The sequence below is a fragment of the Terrisphaera buseokensis genome (assembly GCF_047521145.2).
Taxonomy (GTDB): domain Bacteria; phylum Verrucomicrobiota; class Verrucomicrobiia; order Opitutales; family Opitutaceae; genus ER46.
Genome location: NZ_CM134186.1, coordinates 2,154,870 through 2,174,726, shown reverse-complemented (window position 1 = coordinate 2,174,726; position 19,857 = coordinate 2,154,870). Strand labels below are relative to the sequence as shown.

Here is a 19,857-nt window from a genome sequence, read left to right as displayed (position 1 = left end):
CACGCCACATTGTCACACCGCTGCGCCACCAGCGCGACACGTGAGACAATCGCTGTCACAAAGTTGAAATCGTGCCACCACGGGCTACGGTCCCGGCCAATGGAAATGGAAATAACGCTACCGGACGAAGTGCCCGTGATGACCCTGCACAACACGGCCTTTTTTCCCCAGGCGTTGATGCCGCTCTACATCTTCGAACCACGCTACCGCCAGATGCTCCGCGATTGTCTCGCGACAAACCGGCTCTTTGCGGTGGCCGGACTTGATGTTGCCTCCTCGGCCGACGCCAATGTCTTCGAGCCGCCGCATCGTATCGCCAGCGTCGGAATCGTCCGAGCCTGCCAGAAAAACGAGAATGGCACTTCCAATCTGTTACTCCAAGGCCTGTGCAGGGTGGAAATCGTGAAGATCGTCCGGGATGAACCGTACCGGCGAATTCAAATTCGAGCGCTGACCAGCGCCGCCGGTGCCTCGGCCGATGAAAACGAAGCACTCCGCCGCGAACTCGCCCGCCTGTTGAGCCTCAAATTGAAACTGGCCTCATCGGACTCGAAAGAGATGACGTCATTCCTCAAGACCGTCGACGACCCCGAGGCGTTCGTCGACATCGCGGCTTTCAGCCTGTGCGAGGATTTGCCGCTGAAACAAAAGCTCTTGGAGACGTTGGATGTTCACCGTCGCCTCAAACTGTTCGGCGCCCGACTGCGCGCCGACATCGAGTCGCTGAAGTTGCGTCGCACTTTGCAGGGCAGTCTGCCGGACGATCTGATCGCGGGAAACTGACCAACCCTACGGTCCGGGGAACAACGCGAACCAGTCGCGGTCCGCTGCCGACGCCCACGGAACCAGCGCCGGAGCGATCGTTTCTTTTGACTTAATTTTGCGTCACGAATCACTACTTCCCACTCGTCCGGGCTCACCCCAACCGCCATCGTACGCGCCTCTCGTTCCATGACCACTGCTGTCGCCACTCTCTGTATTCTCGTCGCGGACGACGAGGAGGGCATTCGCCGGATCCTCGTCGAGTGGCTCCAACGCCAGGGACACACGGTCATCACCGCCGGCAGTGCGACAGAGGCCTCGAGACTGCTGCAAACCTACCGCTTCGACCTCGTGATTACCGACGTCGTGATGCCGGACGGCGACGGGTTCGAATTGATCGCAGCCTTTCGTCGCCAGCAACCCGGCACGCGCATCGTCGCGATTTCCGGCGGCGGAGAATACATTCAGGGCCAGGAGTGCCTCGAACTCGCGCGCGGCCTCGGTGCCCATGCCGCGGTGATGAAGCCGTTCACCTGGGAGCAATTGCAGGCCGGAATTGACCGGGCGCTCCCGTCGGGAACGGTCACGCCGGCGCAGTCCTAGGCCTTGTTTTTCCTGCATCCGCGCCAATCTCCGAAAATGGAGCTTGCGCTTGGAGCATCGACGGGTTTTTTCCGCTCCTCTCGCGCGTGCCAACATAGCTCAGCTGGTAGAGCAACGCTTTCGTAAAGCGTGGGTCCCCGGTTCAAATCCGGGTGTTGGCTCCAGCGCCCGGACGCCGCCGCGAGCCATGCCTTCGTGCCACCGCTCGCCTCCGACCTTTTCGATTACGTCCTGCCGCCGCATCTCATCGCGCAAAGCCCGGCTGACCGGCGTGACCGCTCCCGACTACTGGTGGTCGACCGCACGAAGCGCACCCTGGCCCACCGCGCGTTTGCCGATTTGCCGGAGTACCTGCGCAGCGGCGACACCCTGATTCGCAATAACGCTGCCGTCCTGCCTGCCCGCCTGCGCGCTCACCGTCCCACCGGAGGCCAGGTTGAATGCTTTCTGCTCCGCCCACTCGGTGACGACTTTACGTGGCGTTGTCTGATCAAGCCCGGACGCCGCCTGCCCGTCGGAGCCACGTTCGCCCACGCCACCGGTGCATTTGCCGCAGAGATTGTCGGCCGCGACGATGACGGCTCAGCCACGGTGCGATTTAAGACGAACGACGGACGCTCGGTCGTTGAAGTGGCGAACGCATGCGGCGAAGTACCGCTGCCGCCTTACATTTCCCGCGAGGAAGTTCCCGCCGCGGATCAACCCGGACGGCACGCGCAGGATCGCGAGCGATATCAGACGGTCTACGCTGCCCGCGACCGTCAGGTGGCCGTCGCGGCTCCCACCGCCGGTCTGCATTTCACGCCGGAGTTACTCGCACGACTGGCCGCAGACGGCGTCGGCACCGCCGATGTCACCCTCCACGTCGGCCTCGGCACCTTCAAACCGATCACGACTGAAACGGTGGAGGCGCATGCAATTCATCGGGAGCTCTGTGAGATTCCAGCGACGACCCAACGGGCGCTCTTTGCATCCCGCAGCGGCCGCCGCGTGGCGGTTGGCACCACGGCGGTCCGGACCATCGAACATTTCCTTTCACTCCACGATACGCCGTTGGCCGGTGATCGGACGTATCTCGGGGAGGCCGCGCTTTTCATCTACCCGCCGCGGACGTTTGCGGGCGTCGACGCCCTGATCACGAACTTCCATCAGCCCCGCTCCACCCTGCTTTGCCTCATCGCGGCGTTTCTTGCGCCGGGTTCGACGGACGGGATCGCGTGGTTTCGCGAAATTTACGCGGAGGCCATCGCCAGAGAGTATCGTTTTTTTAGTTACGGTGACGCCATGCTGATCCTCTAGGGTCGAAACGCGCACGAACCCCGGCCTTTCCTTTTGTACGCGCGTGCGCACTGTGCGGGCTGTGACCACCGACGAGCTGCAATCGCTGATTGAAGACGCCACCGCCGACTATGCGATCGGCGACAGCGCGGGCGCGCTGGAAAAGCTGGCCCGCGCCACGAACGTCGCGCCGACGTCGTTCGAGGCCTGGCATGCACTCGCCGAGGTAAATTTTTCGCTGCGCCAGCTCGATGCCGCGCTCGCCGCCGGAGAGCGCGCCCACGCGCTGCAGCCGGCCGATCTGTTCATCAACACCACGCTCTCGCGGATCTGGATGGAACGGGGCGACAAGGCCCGCGCCGAGCATTTCGGCGCCCAAGCCAAGATTCAAAGCTGGAAGGAACAGCTAAAGAATCCCGCGGCGAACGAACCGACGTCGCTGTAACCGCGGCACGTGTGCCTGATGCGGGCGCGAGGCTCGCGCTCCGGTCTTGCACATTCGACGACCACCCCAATGCCCTTTGTCTGGCGACAGTGAGTGTCGTTACGCACAGACTCCACGATCGGTTCGCGGACCCGTTGACAGCGGTTGCAGCGTATCCGTAACCTCCGCGATCTATTCCTATGGAAACCCCGGCCTACGTGTTGGAGTTTGAAAAACCGCTGCGCGAGCTGACTCGGCAACTCGACGACCTGCGCCAGCGGTCGATCGAGACCAACGTCGATGTCGCGGGTGAGATTCGCGCGATCGAACGCAAGATCGAGATCACCCAGCGCGACATCTACTCCAACCTGACCCCGTGGCAGAAGGTGCAGATCGCTCGGCATCCGAAGCGTCCGTACGCACTCGATTACATCGGCGTCATCTGCGAGGATTTTCAGGAGTTTCATGGCGACCGGCAGTACAATGACGACCGCGCCATCATCGGCGGGACAGCCTTCTTCAACGGCGATGCCGTGATGATCGTAGCCCAACAAAAGGGCCGTGACCCTAAGGAACGTATTCTGCGCAATTTCGGCATGCCTCAGCCGGAAGGTTACCGGAAGGCGCTGCGCTTGATGCGCATGGCGGAAAAGTTTCGCCTGCCCGTGCTCACGTTCATCGACACCCCCGGCGCGTTTCCCGGCATCGAATCCGAGGCCCGGCACGTGTCGGAAGCCATTGCCGTCAATCTGCGCGAAATGGCGATGCTCCGTACCCCGTCGATTTCCATTGTGGTGGGCGAAGGCGGCTCCGGCGGCGCCCTGGGCATTGGCGTCACCGACCGTGTGCTGATTTTCGAGAACAGCTACTACTCCGTCATTTCACCCGAGGGTTGCGCAGCGATTCTCTGGAAGGATAGCGCTGCGGCGCCGAAGGCCGCCGAGGCGTTGAAAGTCAGCGCCGATCACCTCGAGAAGCTCGGCGTGGTCGACGAGATCATCCCCGAGCCCCTCGGCGGCGCTCACAACGATTTGAAGCAGTCCGCCAGCGCGCTGAAGTACATCCTGCAGAAACATCTCAACGATCTGCGCGCCCTCGACACTGACAAGCTGGTCGACGCCCGCTACGAGCGCTTCCGCCATCTGGGTGTTTACGAGGAAGCCGGCGCAATCCGGTCCTGATACGATTCGCCGGGCTACCTTTGCGCGGTCGGCGGGCACCGCTTTAACAGCCCCGCCCTACCCTATCGATCGCAAACCGGCGCGGGTCTCAGCCGTTTTGCCCCATCCGCACGGTCAGGAGTTCGATTTTTTGCGCGCTCGCTTTCGACGCGCTGATCTCGATCAACGCCCCGGACAGACGCACATCACCCGTGGCGACATCGAACCGCCGCGGCATGCCGTCGATGAAACGTTCTACGACCGGGGCCACTTCGCGACCGAGCACGCTCGCATACGGACCGGTCATGCCAACATCACAGATGAACGCCGTCCCCTTCGGCAGGACAGCCGCGTCCGCGGTCGGCACGTGGGTGTGGGTGCCGAGGACAGCGGTCACGCGACCATCGAGGTGCCAGCCAAGGGCCTGCTTCTCCGACGTGGCCTCGGCGTGAATCTCGACAATGATGGCATCGGCCTGCGCGCGCAGCTGCTCGATCATCCGATCGGCCGCGAGGAACGGACACTCCGCCTTCACATTCATAAACGTACGGCCGAGGACGGTAAACACCGCCACGCGAAAGCCGCGCGCTTCGATGATCAGGTGATCCCAGCCAGGGCAGGATTTAGGCAGATTGGCCGGACGGCACACCCGCTCCATCTGACCGATTTCATTTTCCCACCCACGCTGATCCCAGACGTGATCACCCAGCGTGATGGCGTCGACCCCGCTCTCCAGAATCGATTTCGCGATCGATCCCGTGATGCCAGCGCCCGCCGCGGCGTTCTCGCCGTTGGCGATGACGAAATCGATGCTTCGCTCCGTGCGGATCCGGGGCAGTCGATCGGCGAGAATGTCGCGGCCCGGCCGGCCGACGATATCACCGATGAAGAGCAATTTGAGCATCGCGCCAACCTGCGCCGGCCGCGGGCGTGCGCCAACATTTTTGTGCGCACGCCTCTGAAAGCGTTGATCTGGACCCACCTTGTCGGGCCTCGCCTGACGCCTACGGCGCGAATTGCGGCACCAAGTGATCGCGCACTCGGGCAAGCCCGGGCTTGCCAGCAGGTGCGGCGCCGGTTTTTGCTATCCGGCTGTTTCGTCAAAGCATAGCCATGAAAAAAGACACAACCTCACCCGCTGCGTTTCCAAAGGCCGAGATCGGCCGCGAAATGAAGGGCTCCGACTGCGTCGTCGAGTGCCTGATCCGCGAGGGTGTAGACGTCGTCTTCGCCTATCCGGGCGGCGCGTCTCAGGAATTGCATCAGTCGCTGGCCCGCACGGACAAGATCCGGGTGATCCTGCCGCGCCACGAACAGGGCGGCTCGTTTGCCGCTGAAGGCTACGCGCGCGTCACCGGCAAAGTCGGCGTGTGCATGGCGACGAGCGGCCCCGGCGCGACCAATCTCGTTTCAGCCATCGCCGACGCTTTCATGGACTCGATCCCCATGGTCGCGATCACCGGCCAGGTGTTCTCGAAGTACATCGGGAAAATGGCGTTTCAGGAGACGGACTTCTACGGCATGACGCTGCCGATCGTGAAGCACTCCTACCTCGTGATGGACGCGAGCGACCTGCCGCGGATCTTCAAGGAGGCGTTTCACCTCGCCCGCAGCGGCCGGCCCGGTCCGGTCGTGATCGATATTCCGAAGGACGTGCAGCAGAAAAAATTTCAACCGGTGTATCCCACCGCTGTGGAATTCCGCAGCACGTATGCCACCGCGACGCAGCACGCGTCCGACGCGGAATTGAAACAGGTGCTGGCGCTCATCGCGGAAGCGAAACGGCCCGTGCTCTACACCGGCGGCGGCATCATCTCCGCCGAGGCGCACCAGGAGCTGAAGGCGTTTGCCGAGGCGACCAACGTTCCCGTCGCGACGACGCTGATGGGCGTGGGCGGCTTCCCCGAGACCCACCCGCTGTCCATGCAGTGGTTCGGCATGCACGGTTCCGCGTATGGCAACTGGGCGGTCGACCAATCGGACCTGCTGCTTTGTTTCGGCGCCCGCTTCGACGATCGCATCACGGGCAACACCGATCACTTCGCCGCGAAGGCGAAGATTGTGCACATCGACATCGACGCGTCCGAACACAACAAGAACAAGCGCGTCCAGCTGCCGATCACGAGCGACATCAAGTTTGCGCTCACGCGCCTGAACGAACTCGCGAAGGCCGCGAAATTCTCGCCGCCGGACACCCAGGCCTGGCACACGCAGATCGCGGCGTGGAAGAAGGAGCACCCATTCGCGTATGAGGAAAGCAAGCACATCGTCCCGCAGGAAGCGGTAAAGGTGCTGTACGAGTTGACCAAGGGTGACGCCATCATCACGACCGGCGTCGGTCAGCACCAGATGTGGGCCGCGCAGTTCTATCGTTTCAACGAACCGCGCCGCTACATCAGCTCGCTCGGTCTCGGCGCGATGGGCTTCGGCTACCCTGCGGCGATGGGAGCCAAGGTCGCCTGCCCGGACAAGCAGGTCATCGACATCGATGGCGACGGCTCGTTCATGATGAACATCCAGGAGCTCGCCACCTGCCACATTGAGAAGATTGGCGCGAAGGCGATGATCCTGAACAACCAGCACCTCGGCATGGTCGTGCAATGGGAAGATCGCTTCTACGGCAGTGTCCGCGGCAACACCATTCTCGGCGACGAGACGAACGTCGGCAGTCCCGACAACCTCGCCGGTCTTTATCCGAACTTCGTCCAGATCGCCGAGGGCTTCGGCGTCAAGGGCCGGCGCGTGCACCTCAAGAGCGAGCTCAAGGCCGCAATCCAGGAGATGCTCGATCACGACGGTCCGTACGTCCTCGACGTCATCGTCCCCTACACCGAACACGTGCTGCCGATGATCCCGGCGGGTCGCACGGTGAAGGACATGCTGCTGAAGTAAGCGCGCAGCCTTCGCGTCACTGATTTCAAAGCCCGGGCCAAGTGCTCGGGCTTTTTGTTGGGCGGCAATGCGCACCGCGTCCCGGCCCGGCGCCGTCGCAGCGCACGCAGCGGCGCCACTAACCCCACCTACTTGGCCCGTGGCCGGCCTCCGGGTGCCGGACCGATCGCCTGGCGTTTCCGGTCCAGCGCGGCCCGCATCACGGCCAGGGTCGCTGCGTGCGCCGGATTGCCGGCCAGGTTCGTGAACTGCCGCGGATCCTGCTCGAGATCGTAGAGCTCCTCACCGGCCTCGCCCCAGCTGTTGTAGCGCCAGCGGAGGTTGCGCAACGAACGACCACCGCGGCTGTTGACGGAATAGGCGAACTCGCGCTCGCCCGTGGCGCCGGGATTGAGCAGCAGCGGGCGCAGGCTGCGGCCCACAAGATTGGCCGGCGTCCGATCGCGCAAACCCGCGAGATCGGCGATGGTCGGATAGAGATCGGTGAGCTCCACCAAGGCATCGGAGTGCGCGCCCGCCGTCGCTTGGAAGCCGGGAGCCGACACCAGCAGCGGCACGCGCAGGCTCTCCTCAAAGAGCGTCGTCTTCTGCCAGAGCGTGTGTTCGCCCAGATGGAAGCCGTGGTCCGACGTAAAGATCACGATCGTCCGCTCGCGCAACTTCAGCCGATCGAGCGCGCCCAGCAGACGCCCGACCTGTTCGTCCATGAACTCCACGCTCGCGTAGTACGCCGCGATCGCCTGGCGCTGCTGACGCTCGTCCATCCCGTAGCGCGCGTCGTTGCGCATCTCGGCCGCCGGCGCCGGCACGTCATCGAGATCGCCCGGCGGCACGCGAGGCAGCGCGATTCGCTCGGGCGGATAATGATCGAACAGTCGCTTCGGCGCCACCGCCGGGACGTGCGGCCGGATCAGTCCGACCGCGAGAAATAACGGATCCGTCGGACGCAGCTGTCGCCGATCGTCGGATACACGGACCCGGCTGCGCGTCTCGAGGATCGCAATCGCCTGCGAGGCCGCGAGGTAGTCCGCCTGCGTCGTTTCCTGGCCGTCCGGCACGATGACGCGCGCGAACCGCGTGCCGTAGGCGGCCGGCCGCGGCGAAATATCCTCGAGCTCACCCGGACTGGCGGTCTCCGGCGCCATCACATTGAAGGCCCGGTCCCAGGAGTCGGGGTCGTCGCCACCCGGGTCACCGGCCTCGATTCCGCCCGGAATGCCCATGTGAAAAATCTTCCCCACCCGCATCGAAACATAGCCGTTGCGCCGCAGCAGCCCGCCGATGCTTGGGTGCTCCGCCAGCGACGGCGTGAGCACGCGATAGCTGCCGTAGGTGTAGTTGTTGCCGGTAACGCCATTCTGTTCCGGATACAGTCCGCTCATGAACGACGCCCGTGACGGTCCGCACACGGGATTCTGGCAGTAGGCGCGCGTGAAGCGGACACCCTGGGCCGCCAGGCGATCGAGATTCGGCGTACGACACACGGCGTTGCCATAGCTCCCCAGGCAAGCCGTGAGGTCGTCGCTCACGATCAAAAGCACATTGAGTCGTTCGGCAGAACGCAGCGCCGGTAGCGACCCGCCGATTAGCGCGGCAAGCACCGGCAGCCAACGAAAGGCCCGGAGAGGACAAGAGAGGTTCATAGACAAAGAAACTTGGAACGGCGTTCGCTCACTCAAACGGCGCTGGAACGTTCACGACACGACCGGCGACGGCGCGGATTTCCGGCGGGACGCTTGCCGCACTCATTTCTTTTTCCTCGGCGCCACCGTGGCGGGAGGGACGGGATCGTGCGGCAGCTCGGCCGCGAGGCGCGCGCGGGTGCCGGCATGCTCGGGCTTCCCGGCCAGGTTGGTCCACTCGTTGGGGTCGGCCAGCAGATCGTACAACTCCTCGCCGCCATCCGCGTAACGCAGATAACGCCAGCGTTCGTCGCGCACGCTGAAATGGATCCGATCCACCGTGCTGATCACGGCGCGGCCGGTCTTGGTCTGCGGCGCCCGCAGGAGCGGCAGCAGCGATTGTCCGTCGAGGGCGTTCTTCGGTGCCGGCGTTCCGCTGTACTCAAGCAGCGTCGGATAGAGATCAAGGAGCGAAACGGGCTGCGCCGACGCCCGGCCGACCGCGTACTGCGCCCGATCCCGCGCCGCCGGGGCAATCACGAGCGGCACGCGCACCGAGCGCTCCCAGCCGGTGAGTTTGCCCCAGTGTTGTTTCTCGCCGAGGTGCCAGCCGTGGTCACCGAAGAACACGATGATCGTGTTCTTCGCGTGCGGCCCGGAATCGAGGGCGTCGAGCAGCCGGCCGACCTGCGCATCCACAAAATGGACACACGCCAGATAGGCCGCGACGGCCGCCTGCCACTGCCGATACTTCACCACGCTTTCGTGCGAGCCGGCCGTCACGGCGTCGGTCGCAATCTTCCGTCCGGTCTCGGGCAAGTCCGCCAAATCATTCGCGAGGTTGGGCGGGAGTGTGGTCGCACCGACGGGAAAGGGTTTGAAGTACGCCGCCGGCGCGAACAGCGGGATGTGCGGACGATAGAAGCCCACGCCGAGGAAGAAGGGCTTTTCCACAGGGGCCTTCAGTCGTTCGACCGCCCACGCCGCGATCTGCGCATCGCCCATCTCCGCATCGGTGACGTCGACCCCGCCCCAGTCAAACGACTCGCCGCCCGGATCCTTCGGCCGCCGATCACTCGGCATGCGGTTCAACGGCAGCGTGACCTTGCGCCCGCCGCCCAGATCCACGAGGTGCCGCGGGTCGTCGGTCACCTTCGACGGCAGTTCGTCGAGCGTGTACGAGGTCTGGTCGGGTTCAAAAGGACTCCATCGCTGCTCGGGAAAAAACGACTCGTCGAAGAGATCGGCTCGCTTCTGGTGCAGCAGTTTCCCGGTGCCGAGCGTCCGGTAGCCGGCCGCCCGCAGCTGCTGGGGCAACAGCACGAGCTGGGGCGCGGTGCGCCGGATGTCGTCATCGTTGCCGTAGGCACCGGAACGGAAGGGATGGCGTCCGCTGAATACCGCCGCCCGCGACGGCTGGCACAGCGGCGAGGCGCAGTTCGCGTTGGCAAAAACCACGCCGCGGGCCGCGAGCCGGTCCAGGTTCGGGGTCCGCGTTTGCGGATGGCCGCGGAGAAACCCGACCCAGTCGTTCAGATCATCGGCGATGATGAAGAGGATGTTGGGGCGGGCGGTGTCGGCGGCCCGCGCCGGGGGCGCGACGCAGGCAACGAGCAGCAAGCAGGCGAGGACGGGATGACGCATGAGGATTTCAGCAGGCGGGCATGAGCTCAGAAGGAATACGTGGTGGTGAAGCGAACCTCCCGCGGCGGGACGAGATCGTAGCGGCTGTAGGCAACGCCGCGACCACCGGGCAGGACGAAGCCGTCGGGTGCCGTATCCGAAGTGGAAAGACGCACCGGGATGATGTCAGTCTGGTCGAGCAGATTGGACACATTCATTTGAACGCGGAAACGCCCGGGCAGCCGCTCGAATTTCCAGCTGTAGCCGAGCATGAAATCGGCCGCCGCGATCTCCCGGCCGGTGATCTCGCGCCCCTGCGCGTCGGAGCCAATCACGTTGGCACTGCGCCAGCGCCAGCCGCCGCCGATCGTGATGCCCTTCAACCGCCCCGTCTTGAAATCGTACGCGGTGAAGAGGCTGATCTTGTGTGGACGCACCCCCCAGCGCTTTTCCTGCAGTTCCTTCTCGTCGTTGAGCGTGTCGACCAGATTGAAAATCTCCTGGGCCACCGTGGTGCCGGCGGAGTCGGTTACTAGGGTCGAGGGGTTCGCCGCGGGCGCCTTGCCGCCCAGTTCGATCCACTTGGCCACAGTGCCGTTCGCGGCGAAGGCCGCCGGATCCACCACGAAGCGGCCGCTGGTGTCCTGCTTCACGCCCTGCACGAGGCGCACGCCGTCCGCCGCCTTCAGCCCGTACCAATCGATGAGCTCGGTCGCCAGATTGGTCCGGCCGGAATCGGTGTACGAGTAGTTCGCCACGAGCCGCCAGTTGCTGGTCAGGTTGGCGGTAATCCGCGCCTCGTAGCCTTCCGAGGTGAAGTCGGACGCGATCGCGTTCGCCGGCGGCGTCGAAGCCTTCAGGATCGGCGCCCACTCCGAGGTCGAATACGTCCGACCCGGCCCGACGAGCACGCCGGCATACGCCTCCATCACGCGGGAGTTGCGCGCGGGAGCACCGCCCAAACCCGCGCTCGTGATCCGGCCCTGTTCCTCCGCGGTGAAATAAACGAAGCGCGCGCTCAACCGGCCCTCGAGCAAATCCAGGCCGATGCCGTAGTCGCGCCCCTTCCCTTTTGAAAGCGGCGCGAGGTTGCCAAGCGGAAACACCGTGCGCGCCAGCGGTGGCACGCCGACATTCGAAGACGTGTTTGCGATGAGGGAGAACCAGTCGGTGAGATGCCAGACTCCGCCAACACTCCATGTACTGGCCTTGAGCTTCGTCACCGTCGCCTTGGCCGGATCGCGGTCGGTCGAGTCCCCCATGATCGGATCGTCGTAGTAGCCAAACTGCGTGATCTTCACGTCGTCGCGCCGGTATCCGACTGTGGTGACCAGCCGGTCCCGCAACAGGTAGCTCTGCACCACGCCCAACAGCGAGTCCATGCCCTGCGCCATCCCACTGTTGTTCGCGCCCGCGACGTCGTTGGCAAAAGCGAGATCGAAGGTACGGCCGCCGAACGTGAACTTTGACGGCACGCTGCGCCAGTCGCCGACGCGATACGTTCCGTAATCGCCCTCGGTGACATAATTCCGCACCGCGATCCGATTGTTCGCATTGCTGACCTGCGCGTTGAACGGCCGGCCCACCAACGACAGCCAGGAAAGCGCGTGGTCATCAACCTGCTGGGAACGGGACGCCGCCCCGGCCAGCCGGTGCCGTCCCCACCAGCGGGATTTCGTGTCGAGGGTGTAGGTGCCCGCCAGCCGCGACTCGCGAAAGTCGCCATAATGAATGTCGCCGCGCCAGTTCCCGTCGAAGTAGAGGCGGCCGGCAAACGGATTGGCCGGTCCGTTCAGCCCGAGCGTGCGATTGGGATCGCCGCGCAACGTCGGATCGGTTCCCACGAGAATGCGGCTGGTCAACGTCGTCTGCTGGTAGTGGTGCGCGGCATTGAAGACCCAGTTCCGCGTGGGCTGCCAGTCGGCTGAGAGCGTGTAGTTGTACAACTTCTGCTGGCGCGACATGCCCGGACCACCGGCGTTGGCCCAGCGTGGATAGAAGGCGGGATCGTTGAGCACGAGGCCGGATCCCGTGACACCCCGCGTCCCGTCCGGCGCGCGCACCGCGGCGTTGTTGTAGGTGCCGGTCAGATACGTGCCGATGGCATCGAAGATGGTCCCGTTGTTCTCGACGAACGTCGCGCGCCGGTTCTGACCGCCCGAAGTGCCGTTGCGCGCCGTGATCCCGAGGGCCACGAGCGCCGCGGTGGGTGCGGCCGTCGTCGGCGCAACGGTGACGGCATCCACGCCGCGCGCCGTGCGGTTGTCGTACCAGGCCAGCACCTCGTCCGAGGGCGGCATCGTCTTCATCACAGCGCTCGCATCGCGTCCGGTCTCGCCCATCGCCTGCAACGTGAGCGAGCGATGCGGCCGAAACGTGATGGCGCCGAAGATCCGCTCCTTGTCCTGAAAATCGAACTGCCGCCATCCGCCATTCTCCTGGTCGAGGGCCGCGATCGACAGCGCCAGCTTGTCCTTCAGCAGGACGCGGTTCGCATCGAGTTCGATCCGGCTGCGCTCCCAGGAGCCGAAGCCGTAGCGAATCGACGCACTGTTCCCGTGCGTGCGGGCGACCTTGGACGACTGGTTGAGCAGGCCTCCGGGCGCTCCAATGCCAAACAGGATGCTGTTGGGCCCGCGGGTGTCGTCAAAGCGCCCCACCCGGTAGGGATCGCCATTCGTGATCGCCATGAAGTAGTCCATGCCCTGGCTCGCCGCGAGCCCCCGGATGATTGTCCGGTTCAGCAGATTTTCGCCGGTGATGGAGGGATTCTGGCCGGACCCCGCCTGCCAGGCATTCGTGTCCATCTCCGAGTTCACGGTGTAGTCGAGCAACTGCGCGATGTCCGTGATCGCGAGGTCGTCGAGGAACTCCTTCGTAAACACCGACACCGAGCCTGCGGTGTCGCGCAGCCGCGCGTTGAGCCGGCTGCCGGCCAGGGTGTTCTCCGCGGTGTATCCCAGATCCTTGGACGTGTTGACGGTGAACGGACTCAGCTCGACGACCGGACTGGCCGACGCTGGCGTCATCGGCGTCACCGGCGTGAGCGGGGCGGTCTGGGCGGACAACGCGCCGGACGCGAGGCCGAGAGCCGTGACAAGGGCGCAGGCTAAGCCGACGCAGTCGGCAGGGGATAGTCTCATGGGGGGGGAGGGGGCGCTGAATTCTGCGTCGTCGCGGGCCTGAGACGCAAGGGGTGTTGCGAACGGCCATTGGAAACGCGCCAACGCCGCGGCCGCAGCCTGAATGCGATCGTTGAACCGCAGCGTCAAAAGCCCACGGTCGCCGACCATACGTACATCCTTGGCTCGGCATTGAACGTGGCCCCGATGCCGGAGCCGCGGGCGCCGCCGAAGCCGGTGGTTGCACTCGGGAGCAACACGACGTCGTAGCGATTGAAAAGATTGGAGACATTGAGCTGGGTCGAAAAGCTATAGCGGCCGAGCCGCCGTTCGTAGCCGAGGATGCCGTCGAAACGTACCGGACGCGGCATCATGAACATCCGCCGGGGCTTGGCCACCGACGCACCGCCCTCATAGTAGGGATACGCGGTCACGGTCCAGGACTTGGCCGCCGTCCCGCCGATGCGCACGCCACGCAGCCATCCCACAGTGAAGGTGTGGATGGCCGTCAGGTTCGCGCTGTACTTCGGATTGCCCGTCGCCAGGTCGCCGGCCCGCGATACCACGACGTTGCCGATCGGCGGCGCCTCGGCGAGCGGAGCAATCTGCAGCGCTGAAATCGGCAGCCCGGTGGCACCGGTGAGGATCGGCCCATGCACCGGATCGACCGTGCGGAGAACCGTCGCCGCGCCCGAGGCAGGATTGATGCGGGCCGTCTCCGGCGCCGGATTGGCGTAGTAGCGGTTGCCCGCCGTGTTCATCATCGCAATCGTCAGTGGCACGGCGGCCGCGGTCGTCGCGCTGACCACCTGCGTCGCGGTGGAGCTGACATATACGGGCGTGCCATCGCGGTAGGTGACCTGACCCTGCGCATTCGCGTGGAACTGGTCGTTGTAGTATTGCCGGTAGCTCTTGTCCGTCGCGATGACGCTGTTGAAGTGCGAGGCCGAAAGCCGCACGCGCCAGTTGTCGCGCAGGGCGGCGGTCGCAGCAACCTGCACGCCGCTGGAGCGCCGTTTGACCGTGATCGAGCTGTCGGGATTGCGATCCTCGCCGTTGAGTCCGTCCGGGTTGATCAACGCCGGCAGCGCACCGATGATCTGATAGCCCTCGTTCGAGGAATTTGCGAGGAACCAGGCGACCGAGCCGGAGATCGTGCGGCGGAGATTCGAAAACTTCACGCCGACCTCCCCGCCGGTGCCGCGCGAATTGCCCTGCGGTTCGCCGTACGGATCGGTCCGCACCGCGGCCGGCGGCGTCAGCGAGTCGGAGAAACTCACGTACGGCCGCACGCCGTCGCGCACGGCAAAGTTCGCGCCGAGGTTGAAGCTCACTGCCGTGGTGTCCGCGATGTTGCGGACACTCGGCACCGCCACGGTGCCGAAGTCATCGCGGACCGCGTGCACCTCACCCGCGCGCAGCCCGGCGAGCGTCGTCAGCCGCCCGTCGAGCCAGGTGATGAAATTCGCCGCATAGACGCCCTTGATGCCCGTGTCGTTGTTGTTGCGCGCATTCTGGCCGCGGCCAGTCAGGCCCAGAGGGTTGGACGCGGACACCAGCGCGGGCACCGGTTCGTTGGTCCCCACCTCGGTGTAATTGGATCCCGCATACGCGATCGTCCGCGCCCCGGGTTCAAACGTCCCGATGTCGCGCTGCGGGCCGTTGGGAACGGCCCAGTAGGTCCGGGCGAGGAGGGTGAAGCCGTTGGCCGCCGCGGTGGGGCTCGGATTGACCAACGCGTTTCCGTCGGCACCGGCGAGGGCGTAGCTGCGTGAAACGCGATTGAACACCGTGCGCGTGTAGTCGGCCCCGAACGCCGTCTGGCTCTGGGCGCGGCCGCCGAAAAGGCCGTGGGTCAGCACGCCGGAAAACCGCAGCGCCTTGGCGCGGGTGTGGCCGACGAGACTGACGGTGGTCGGTGCCACCGCCCAGGTGCCGGTGGGATTGGCCGCGACGTTGGGCGCCACGAACTGCGCCAGGCCGTTGGCGAAGCGCGAGGCCTTGTTGTCCGCGTAACCCAGGGCGAGCTGGGTCGAGAAGTGGCGGCTCCACACCGAGTCGACGGTCACGGCGTGATTGTGCGCCCGGGTGAAGTCGGTGAAGAAGCGGCCCGCCGTCGAATCGACGTTGTCCCAGTTCAGCGTGCCGTTGCCGATCACACCGGCGCCGCTCGGCTGGCCATTGGCGGCGGCGGCAATCTGGTTGGTCGCGAGGAGATACCGCAGGCTGAGTCCGTTGCGGGCGTCGTTGGCGTTGCTCAGCGCGGTGAGCGTCGTGAGATTCTGGTAGAGGCGGACGTAGTTCGTATAGCCTTCGCTGATACGCACCGTGGTGTGACCGAGAATCCGCCAGGCGAGCTGGCCATAGAGGCCGTCGAGATCACCGTCGATGAACGCCCGGCGGTTGCCGAGCGTCTGGCGGGTGGCGACGAAGCGCAGGGCGAGGTCCTTCCGTGCAGCGCCGGCGTCCAGCAGCCCCAGCTTGTGACCGTACTGGTCGACCTGGAAACGAAACGATCCCTGATCGGGGCGCCCGAAGCGCGCCTGCTTCGGCACGAGGTTGATGGCGCCGCCCGCACCGGAAAAGCCGTAGAGGAGCGATTGCGGCCCGTTGATCACCTCGACGCGCTCGATGTCGAAATTCGTCGTGAAGCCCATGCTGGTGCTCGCAGCGCGCGCCGGCATGAAGGCATCGCGCTGCACCGTGGGCGCGCCCATGCCGCGCAGCGACAGGTTGGTGTCGAAACGATCCATCGGGTTGTTCGCTCCCGCGACGGCCGCGGGATCGCCGCCGTAGCTCCCGGCACCCGCCGCATATTCACGCAGCAGGCTTTCGACGCCCGTCGCGCCCACATCGGTCATGAACGACTCGTTCAGGATGTCCGCCGACACCGGCATCTTCTCCAGTTCCACATTGAAGCGGGTGATGGAATTCGAATTGAGCGCACCGTAGCCCTTGTCGGACGCTTCGCTGACCTCAAACGGACTCAGCACCAGCGTTTCTGCGGGAGCAGCGGGAACGGCCTTTGGGCCCGGGCGGACGGCGGCCGTCTCGAGCGCCGCCCGGGGTGCGTTTGGGAACGCGTCCCTCTTGATGGCAAACGCTCCCGTGCGCGGGTCGGCGACAGCGACCAGAGGGGTCCCCGCCAGCATCTGGTCAACCGCTTCCTGCGGGGTCATTTCGCCGCGGACCGCGTTGGACTTCACGCCCTCGACCGAGCCCACGGGAAACACGATCTCGCGCTTCGCCTGAGTGGCGAATTCCCGCAGCATCGGCCGCGCGTCGCCGGACGGCAGGTCAAAGCGAATCCTGACCGGTTCGGCCCCGACGGCCAGGCCGCACGCAACGGCGAAGAGGAAGGGGCGAGCGTGGCGACGGCGGAACGACAGGACGAAGAGGAGGAGCGGAATCACAACGTGCGGTGGGTTTACGCCCCAAAGACCCGCGGCGCGGCTGAATCCCCCAAAACAAAATCGCGCCGGCACGTCACCGCCGGCTCAACCGCAGGAGGCCGTCCGGCCCGCGCCTCAGCCGAATCCCGTAGTTGGTTTCGAGCAGTCGGACAAAACTCTCCACGTTGTCGGACCGAAACGTCGCGGTCATGCGCTGCGCCGCGAGCGCGGGATCACCAATCACGAGCTCAACGGGATTTCGCTGATTGAAGGCGCGCACGATTTCCGCGAGCGGCGCGTCGTCGAATTCCAGCAAACGCGGCTGCCACCGCAGCCGAGCCTGCACCTGCGCCGGCGTCAGCGTGGTCACCGCGGAGTGTCCTGCCGCTGTTCCCGCCCCCACCGCCACCTGCTGGCCGGCGTTCAACACGAAGGACTCCACGGGAGCCGACGCAACGGATCCGGGATTATCAACCTTGACGGTGCCTTCCGTGACGAGCACCTCCACGCCGCCGCCGCCGTGACTCACGTTGAAGGCGGTGCCGATGGCGCGCGCTTCGACGCCGTCGGCAACCACCACGAACGGCCGCTGCGGATTCTTCGCGACGGCGAAACTCGCTTCGCCGCGGATCAGCCGCACACGCCGGATCGCCGCGGAAAACTCCACTGCCAGTTCCGCGCCGCGGTTGAGCTCGACGACGGTGCCGTCGGGCAACGTCTGCTGTTCACAGGGGGGCGGGAGCCGGGCCTCCGCGGCGGCGAGGTGCGCGACCGCCGTGGGAACATCCGGCGCCCGGTAAAACACGATCACGATCGCGGCCGCCATCGCCGTCACTGCGGGCCAGACCCAGCGCCAGGCGCGCGGGCGGTCCTCGCGCAGCGCACGACGTCCGTCCGCATCGATCCCGGCGAGCGTGGCGGCAGCCAGGGGCTCGAAGCGGCCCCAAGCCCCCCGATAGTCGGCCAACAGCCGCGCGTGGCCCGGATCGGCGGCGAGCCATTGCGCCAACGCGGCCTCGTCACGGCGCGACAGCCCGTCGGCACAACGCAGCGCCCACCGGGCTGCAACGCGCTCGGATGATTCACCTGCATTTGAAAACGCGGCCTCGTTCATGTCGGATCGCCTTTCGTCGGCTGGAACTCCGACGCCACCGGCGGCCTGGACTCGCCCGGACGAACCGGGACGTTCCGTTCCCGAAAGAACTCCACGCAGCGCCGCAACGCCAGCAGGCTGTGGTTCTCCACGGTCTTCTCCGCGATGCCGAGCCGCGCGGCGATTTCCTTCTGCGACAATCCATGGATGCGGCGCAGCGTGAACACTTCGCGACAACGGTCCGGCAGCGACTGGAGGGCTTCCTGCAAGAGTTCGAGCTCCTGGCGGCGGGCAACCGCTTCCGAGGTGTCCGCCTGACCATCCAAGACACCCGCCGGATCTGTTTCCCCCACTCCCGTCGGATGGGAGTGACGCCGATCGCGCAGATGATTGAGCGCCAGGTTGCGCGCCGTGGTAAACAAGAACGCGCGCACGTTCGCAATCGGTCCCGCCGCGCGCGCCTTCAGCACGCGCAAAAAACTTTCCTGCACCAAATCGTCGCGATCCACCAGGGAAGGAAAACGCGCACCCAGCCAGTTTCGAAGGTGCGCCTCGTGCGGCTGCACCTCGGCGACGAACCACTGGCTTTGCTCGGAATGGGGCGATTCCACGCGGCGGACGATTGGACACGATCCGAAATCGGCACAAGCCCGGAGTACGGCATCGGCAAGGACTCCGCGGCCTGAGGGAAGGTGCAGACCCCATACGGGACGTGATTTCAGGCTGCTAAGCTGTGCCGGTGAGAATTGTTGCCGCTGAGGCCGGAACCTCCGGGTCCAACTCCGCTCAAGCCTTCCCGATGAACCGGCCACGACCACCGCTGCCTGGGCCGCGCGCGATCGCGGCGCCTTCCGCACGCCCTCCGGTCTTCCACTTGGAAACAACCTCCGCGCACTTCCTGTTGCGGACGGCAGAGCGCTGGCTGCCTGCACCCGTGTTCTCCCTGGTGCTGCAGCTGGGCGTATGGGTCGCGGTGATTATTTTTCGCGAGCCGCGCCGACATTCGCGAAGCTACCTCACGGCAATTCTCGGCCGACCGCCTTCGTGGCGGGAAATCCGGCGGCATTTCCTGACCTTCGCGCAGATGCATCTGCTGCGGCTCGTCGTGACGGAAGGCAGGGAGCACCACTGTCGATCGCTGCCCGACTGTCGGGATTTTACCGCGCTGATGGAATCCGGCCGGCCGGCGCTGCTGGGATCCTTTCACGTGGGCAACTCCGACTTGCTCGGCTTTTTTCTCGGCCGCTATCGCCGCCGCGTCCAGATGGTCCGCTATCGGCTCGGCGATCCGGCCAACCTGCGCCAGCTCGCCGCGCAGCGGAACGCGGGCGTGACCTTCATCTGGGTGAACGAAAAGGAGAATCTGCTGTTCGCCCTCAAGCAGGCCGTGGAATCAGGCGAGTCCATCGCCATGAAGTGCGACCGCGTTGGCTACAGCGCCAAACTGGAAGCTTTCGTATTCCTCGGCGTGCCGCGCTGGTTCCCGTTTACGATTTATCATCTGGGAATCATGTTTCAGCGTCCCGTGACGTTTTGCGTCAGCGTGCCCGCGGAACCCGGCCACTCCGAAGTCCACGGCTTCCCGGTGTTCGAGCCGGACGCCGGCACCAAAGAAGAGAATCTCGATCGGGCCCGGGCCCATTTCCAATTGGTCCTTCGCGGCGTGGAGGCTCTCCTGCGCACGAATCCGTATCTGTGGTTCAACTTCACTCCGCTCAATCCGGAGGCGTCGCCCGGAAATTCAACCGCCCGTCCTTGGCCGCCAGCAGAACGGTCCGGTGCCGATTCGAACCCCGGCGGAACGAAGTTTAATGAAGACGCCCGAAAGGCGCGCACCTCGCACGGGGTCGGCTAACGGGGCCCTTCCGTTTCAAACTGGCCGAGTC

The 19,857-nt window shown here is 65.2% G+C and carries 14 protein-coding genes and 1 tRNA gene; 8 read left to right on the top strand and 7 right to left on the bottom strand.

Going from position 1 to position 19,857, the window contains the following annotated elements:
- Positions 1–138 precede the first annotated feature (138 nt).
- From ACLJEU_RS07950 to ACLJEU_RS07925, 6 genes are all read left to right on the top strand, one after another.
- A complete protein-coding gene (locus ACLJEU_RS07950; protein WP_414662071.1) occupies positions 139–783 on the top strand; it encodes an LON peptidase substrate-binding domain-containing protein in 645 nt (214 codons plus the stop codon).
- Positions 784–951: 168 nt separating this feature from the next.
- On the top strand, positions 952–1,365 hold the full coding sequence (locus ACLJEU_RS07945; protein WP_414662070.1) for a response regulator: 414 nt from the start codon (positions 952–954) through the stop codon (positions 1,363–1,365).
- 88 nt (positions 1,366–1,453) lie between these two features.
- A tRNA-Thr gene (locus tag ACLJEU_RS07940) sits at positions 1,454–1,529 on the top strand.
- Positions 1,530–1,560: 31 nt separating this feature from the next.
- Complete coding sequence (gene queA, locus ACLJEU_RS07935) at positions 1,561–2,664, top strand: tRNA preQ1(34) S-adenosylmethionine ribosyltransferase-isomerase QueA (RefSeq protein ID WP_414662069.1); 1,104 nt, start codon at positions 1,561–1,563, stop codon at positions 2,662–2,664.
- Between the two features lie 43 nt (positions 2,665–2,707).
- Positions 2,708–3,088, top strand: a complete 381-nt coding sequence (locus tag ACLJEU_RS07930; protein ID WP_414662068.1) for a hypothetical protein — start codon at positions 2,708–2,710, stop codon at positions 3,086–3,088.
- Between the two features lie 179 nt (positions 3,089–3,267).
- Positions 3,268–4,248, top strand: coding sequence for an acetyl-CoA carboxylase carboxyltransferase subunit alpha (locus ACLJEU_RS07925; RefSeq protein ID WP_414662067.1), 981 nt, complete (start codon positions 3,268–3,270; stop codon positions 4,246–4,248).
- A gap of 88 nt (positions 4,249–4,336) precedes the next feature.
- Here ACLJEU_RS07925 and ACLJEU_RS07920 read toward each other — a convergent pair whose 3' ends face one another.
- The gene (locus ACLJEU_RS07920; RefSeq protein ID WP_414662066.1) at positions 4,337–5,131 is read right to left on the bottom strand and encodes a TIGR00282 family metallophosphoesterase; all 795 of its coding nucleotides are present in this window, start codon (positions 5,129–5,131) and stop codon (positions 4,337–4,339) included.
- Positions 5,132–5,340: 209 nt separating this feature from the next.
- Here ACLJEU_RS07920 and ilvB point away from each other — a divergent pair, with 209 nt between their 5' ends.
- Positions 5,341–7,119 (top strand): biosynthetic-type acetolactate synthase large subunit, encoded by a 1,779-nt coding sequence (gene ilvB, locus ACLJEU_RS07915; RefSeq protein ID WP_414662065.1) that lies wholly within the window; start codon positions 5,341–5,343, stop codon positions 7,117–7,119.
- A 128-nt stretch (positions 7,120–7,247) separates the two neighbouring features.
- On the opposite strand, the gene ACLJEU_RS07910 is transcribed toward ilvB, so the two are convergent.
- The 6 genes from ACLJEU_RS07910 to ACLJEU_RS07885 all read right to left on the bottom strand — a co-directional run bounded on the left by ACLJEU_RS07910 (position 7,248) and on the right by ACLJEU_RS07885 (position 18,783).
- Positions 7,248–8,762 (bottom strand): sulfatase, encoded by a 1,515-nt coding sequence (locus tag ACLJEU_RS07910; protein ID WP_457795360.1) that lies wholly within the window; start codon positions 8,760–8,762, stop codon positions 7,248–7,250.
- A gap of 102 nt (positions 8,763–8,864) precedes the next feature.
- Positions 8,865–10,385, bottom strand: a complete 1,521-nt coding sequence (locus ACLJEU_RS07905; RefSeq protein WP_414662064.1) for a sulfatase — start codon at positions 10,383–10,385, stop codon at positions 8,865–8,867.
- Between the two features lie 26 nt (positions 10,386–10,411).
- Positions 10,412–13,507 carry a TonB-dependent receptor plug domain-containing protein gene (locus ACLJEU_RS07900; protein WP_414662063.1) on the bottom strand — a complete coding sequence of 1,032 codons (3,096 nt, stop codon included), beginning with the start codon at positions 13,505–13,507 and terminating at the stop codon, positions 10,412–10,414.
- 125 nt (positions 13,508–13,632) lie between these two features.
- Positions 13,633–16,899, bottom strand: a complete 3,267-nt coding sequence (locus ACLJEU_RS07895) for a TonB-dependent receptor (protein WP_414662062.1) — start codon at positions 16,897–16,899, stop codon at positions 13,633–13,635.
- Between the two features lie 73 nt (positions 16,900–16,972).
- Entirely contained in the window at positions 16,973–17,992 is a 1,020-nt protein-coding gene (locus ACLJEU_RS07890; RefSeq protein ID WP_414662061.1) for a FecR family protein, read from the bottom strand.
- On the bottom strand, positions 17,989–18,783 hold the full coding sequence (locus tag ACLJEU_RS07885) for an RNA polymerase sigma factor (protein WP_457795359.1): 795 nt from the start codon (positions 18,781–18,783) through the stop codon (positions 17,989–17,991). Before ACLJEU_RS07885 ends, ACLJEU_RS07890 begins: the two co-directional genes overlap by 4 nt.
- Before the next feature lie 62 nt (positions 18,784–18,845).
- Between ACLJEU_RS07885 and ACLJEU_RS07880 the strand changes: the two genes are divergently transcribed.
- Positions 18,846–19,826 (top strand): hypothetical protein, encoded by a 981-nt coding sequence (locus ACLJEU_RS07880; protein ID WP_457795358.1) that lies wholly within the window; start codon positions 18,846–18,848, stop codon positions 19,824–19,826.
- Positions 19,827–19,857: the final 31 nt, after the last annotated feature.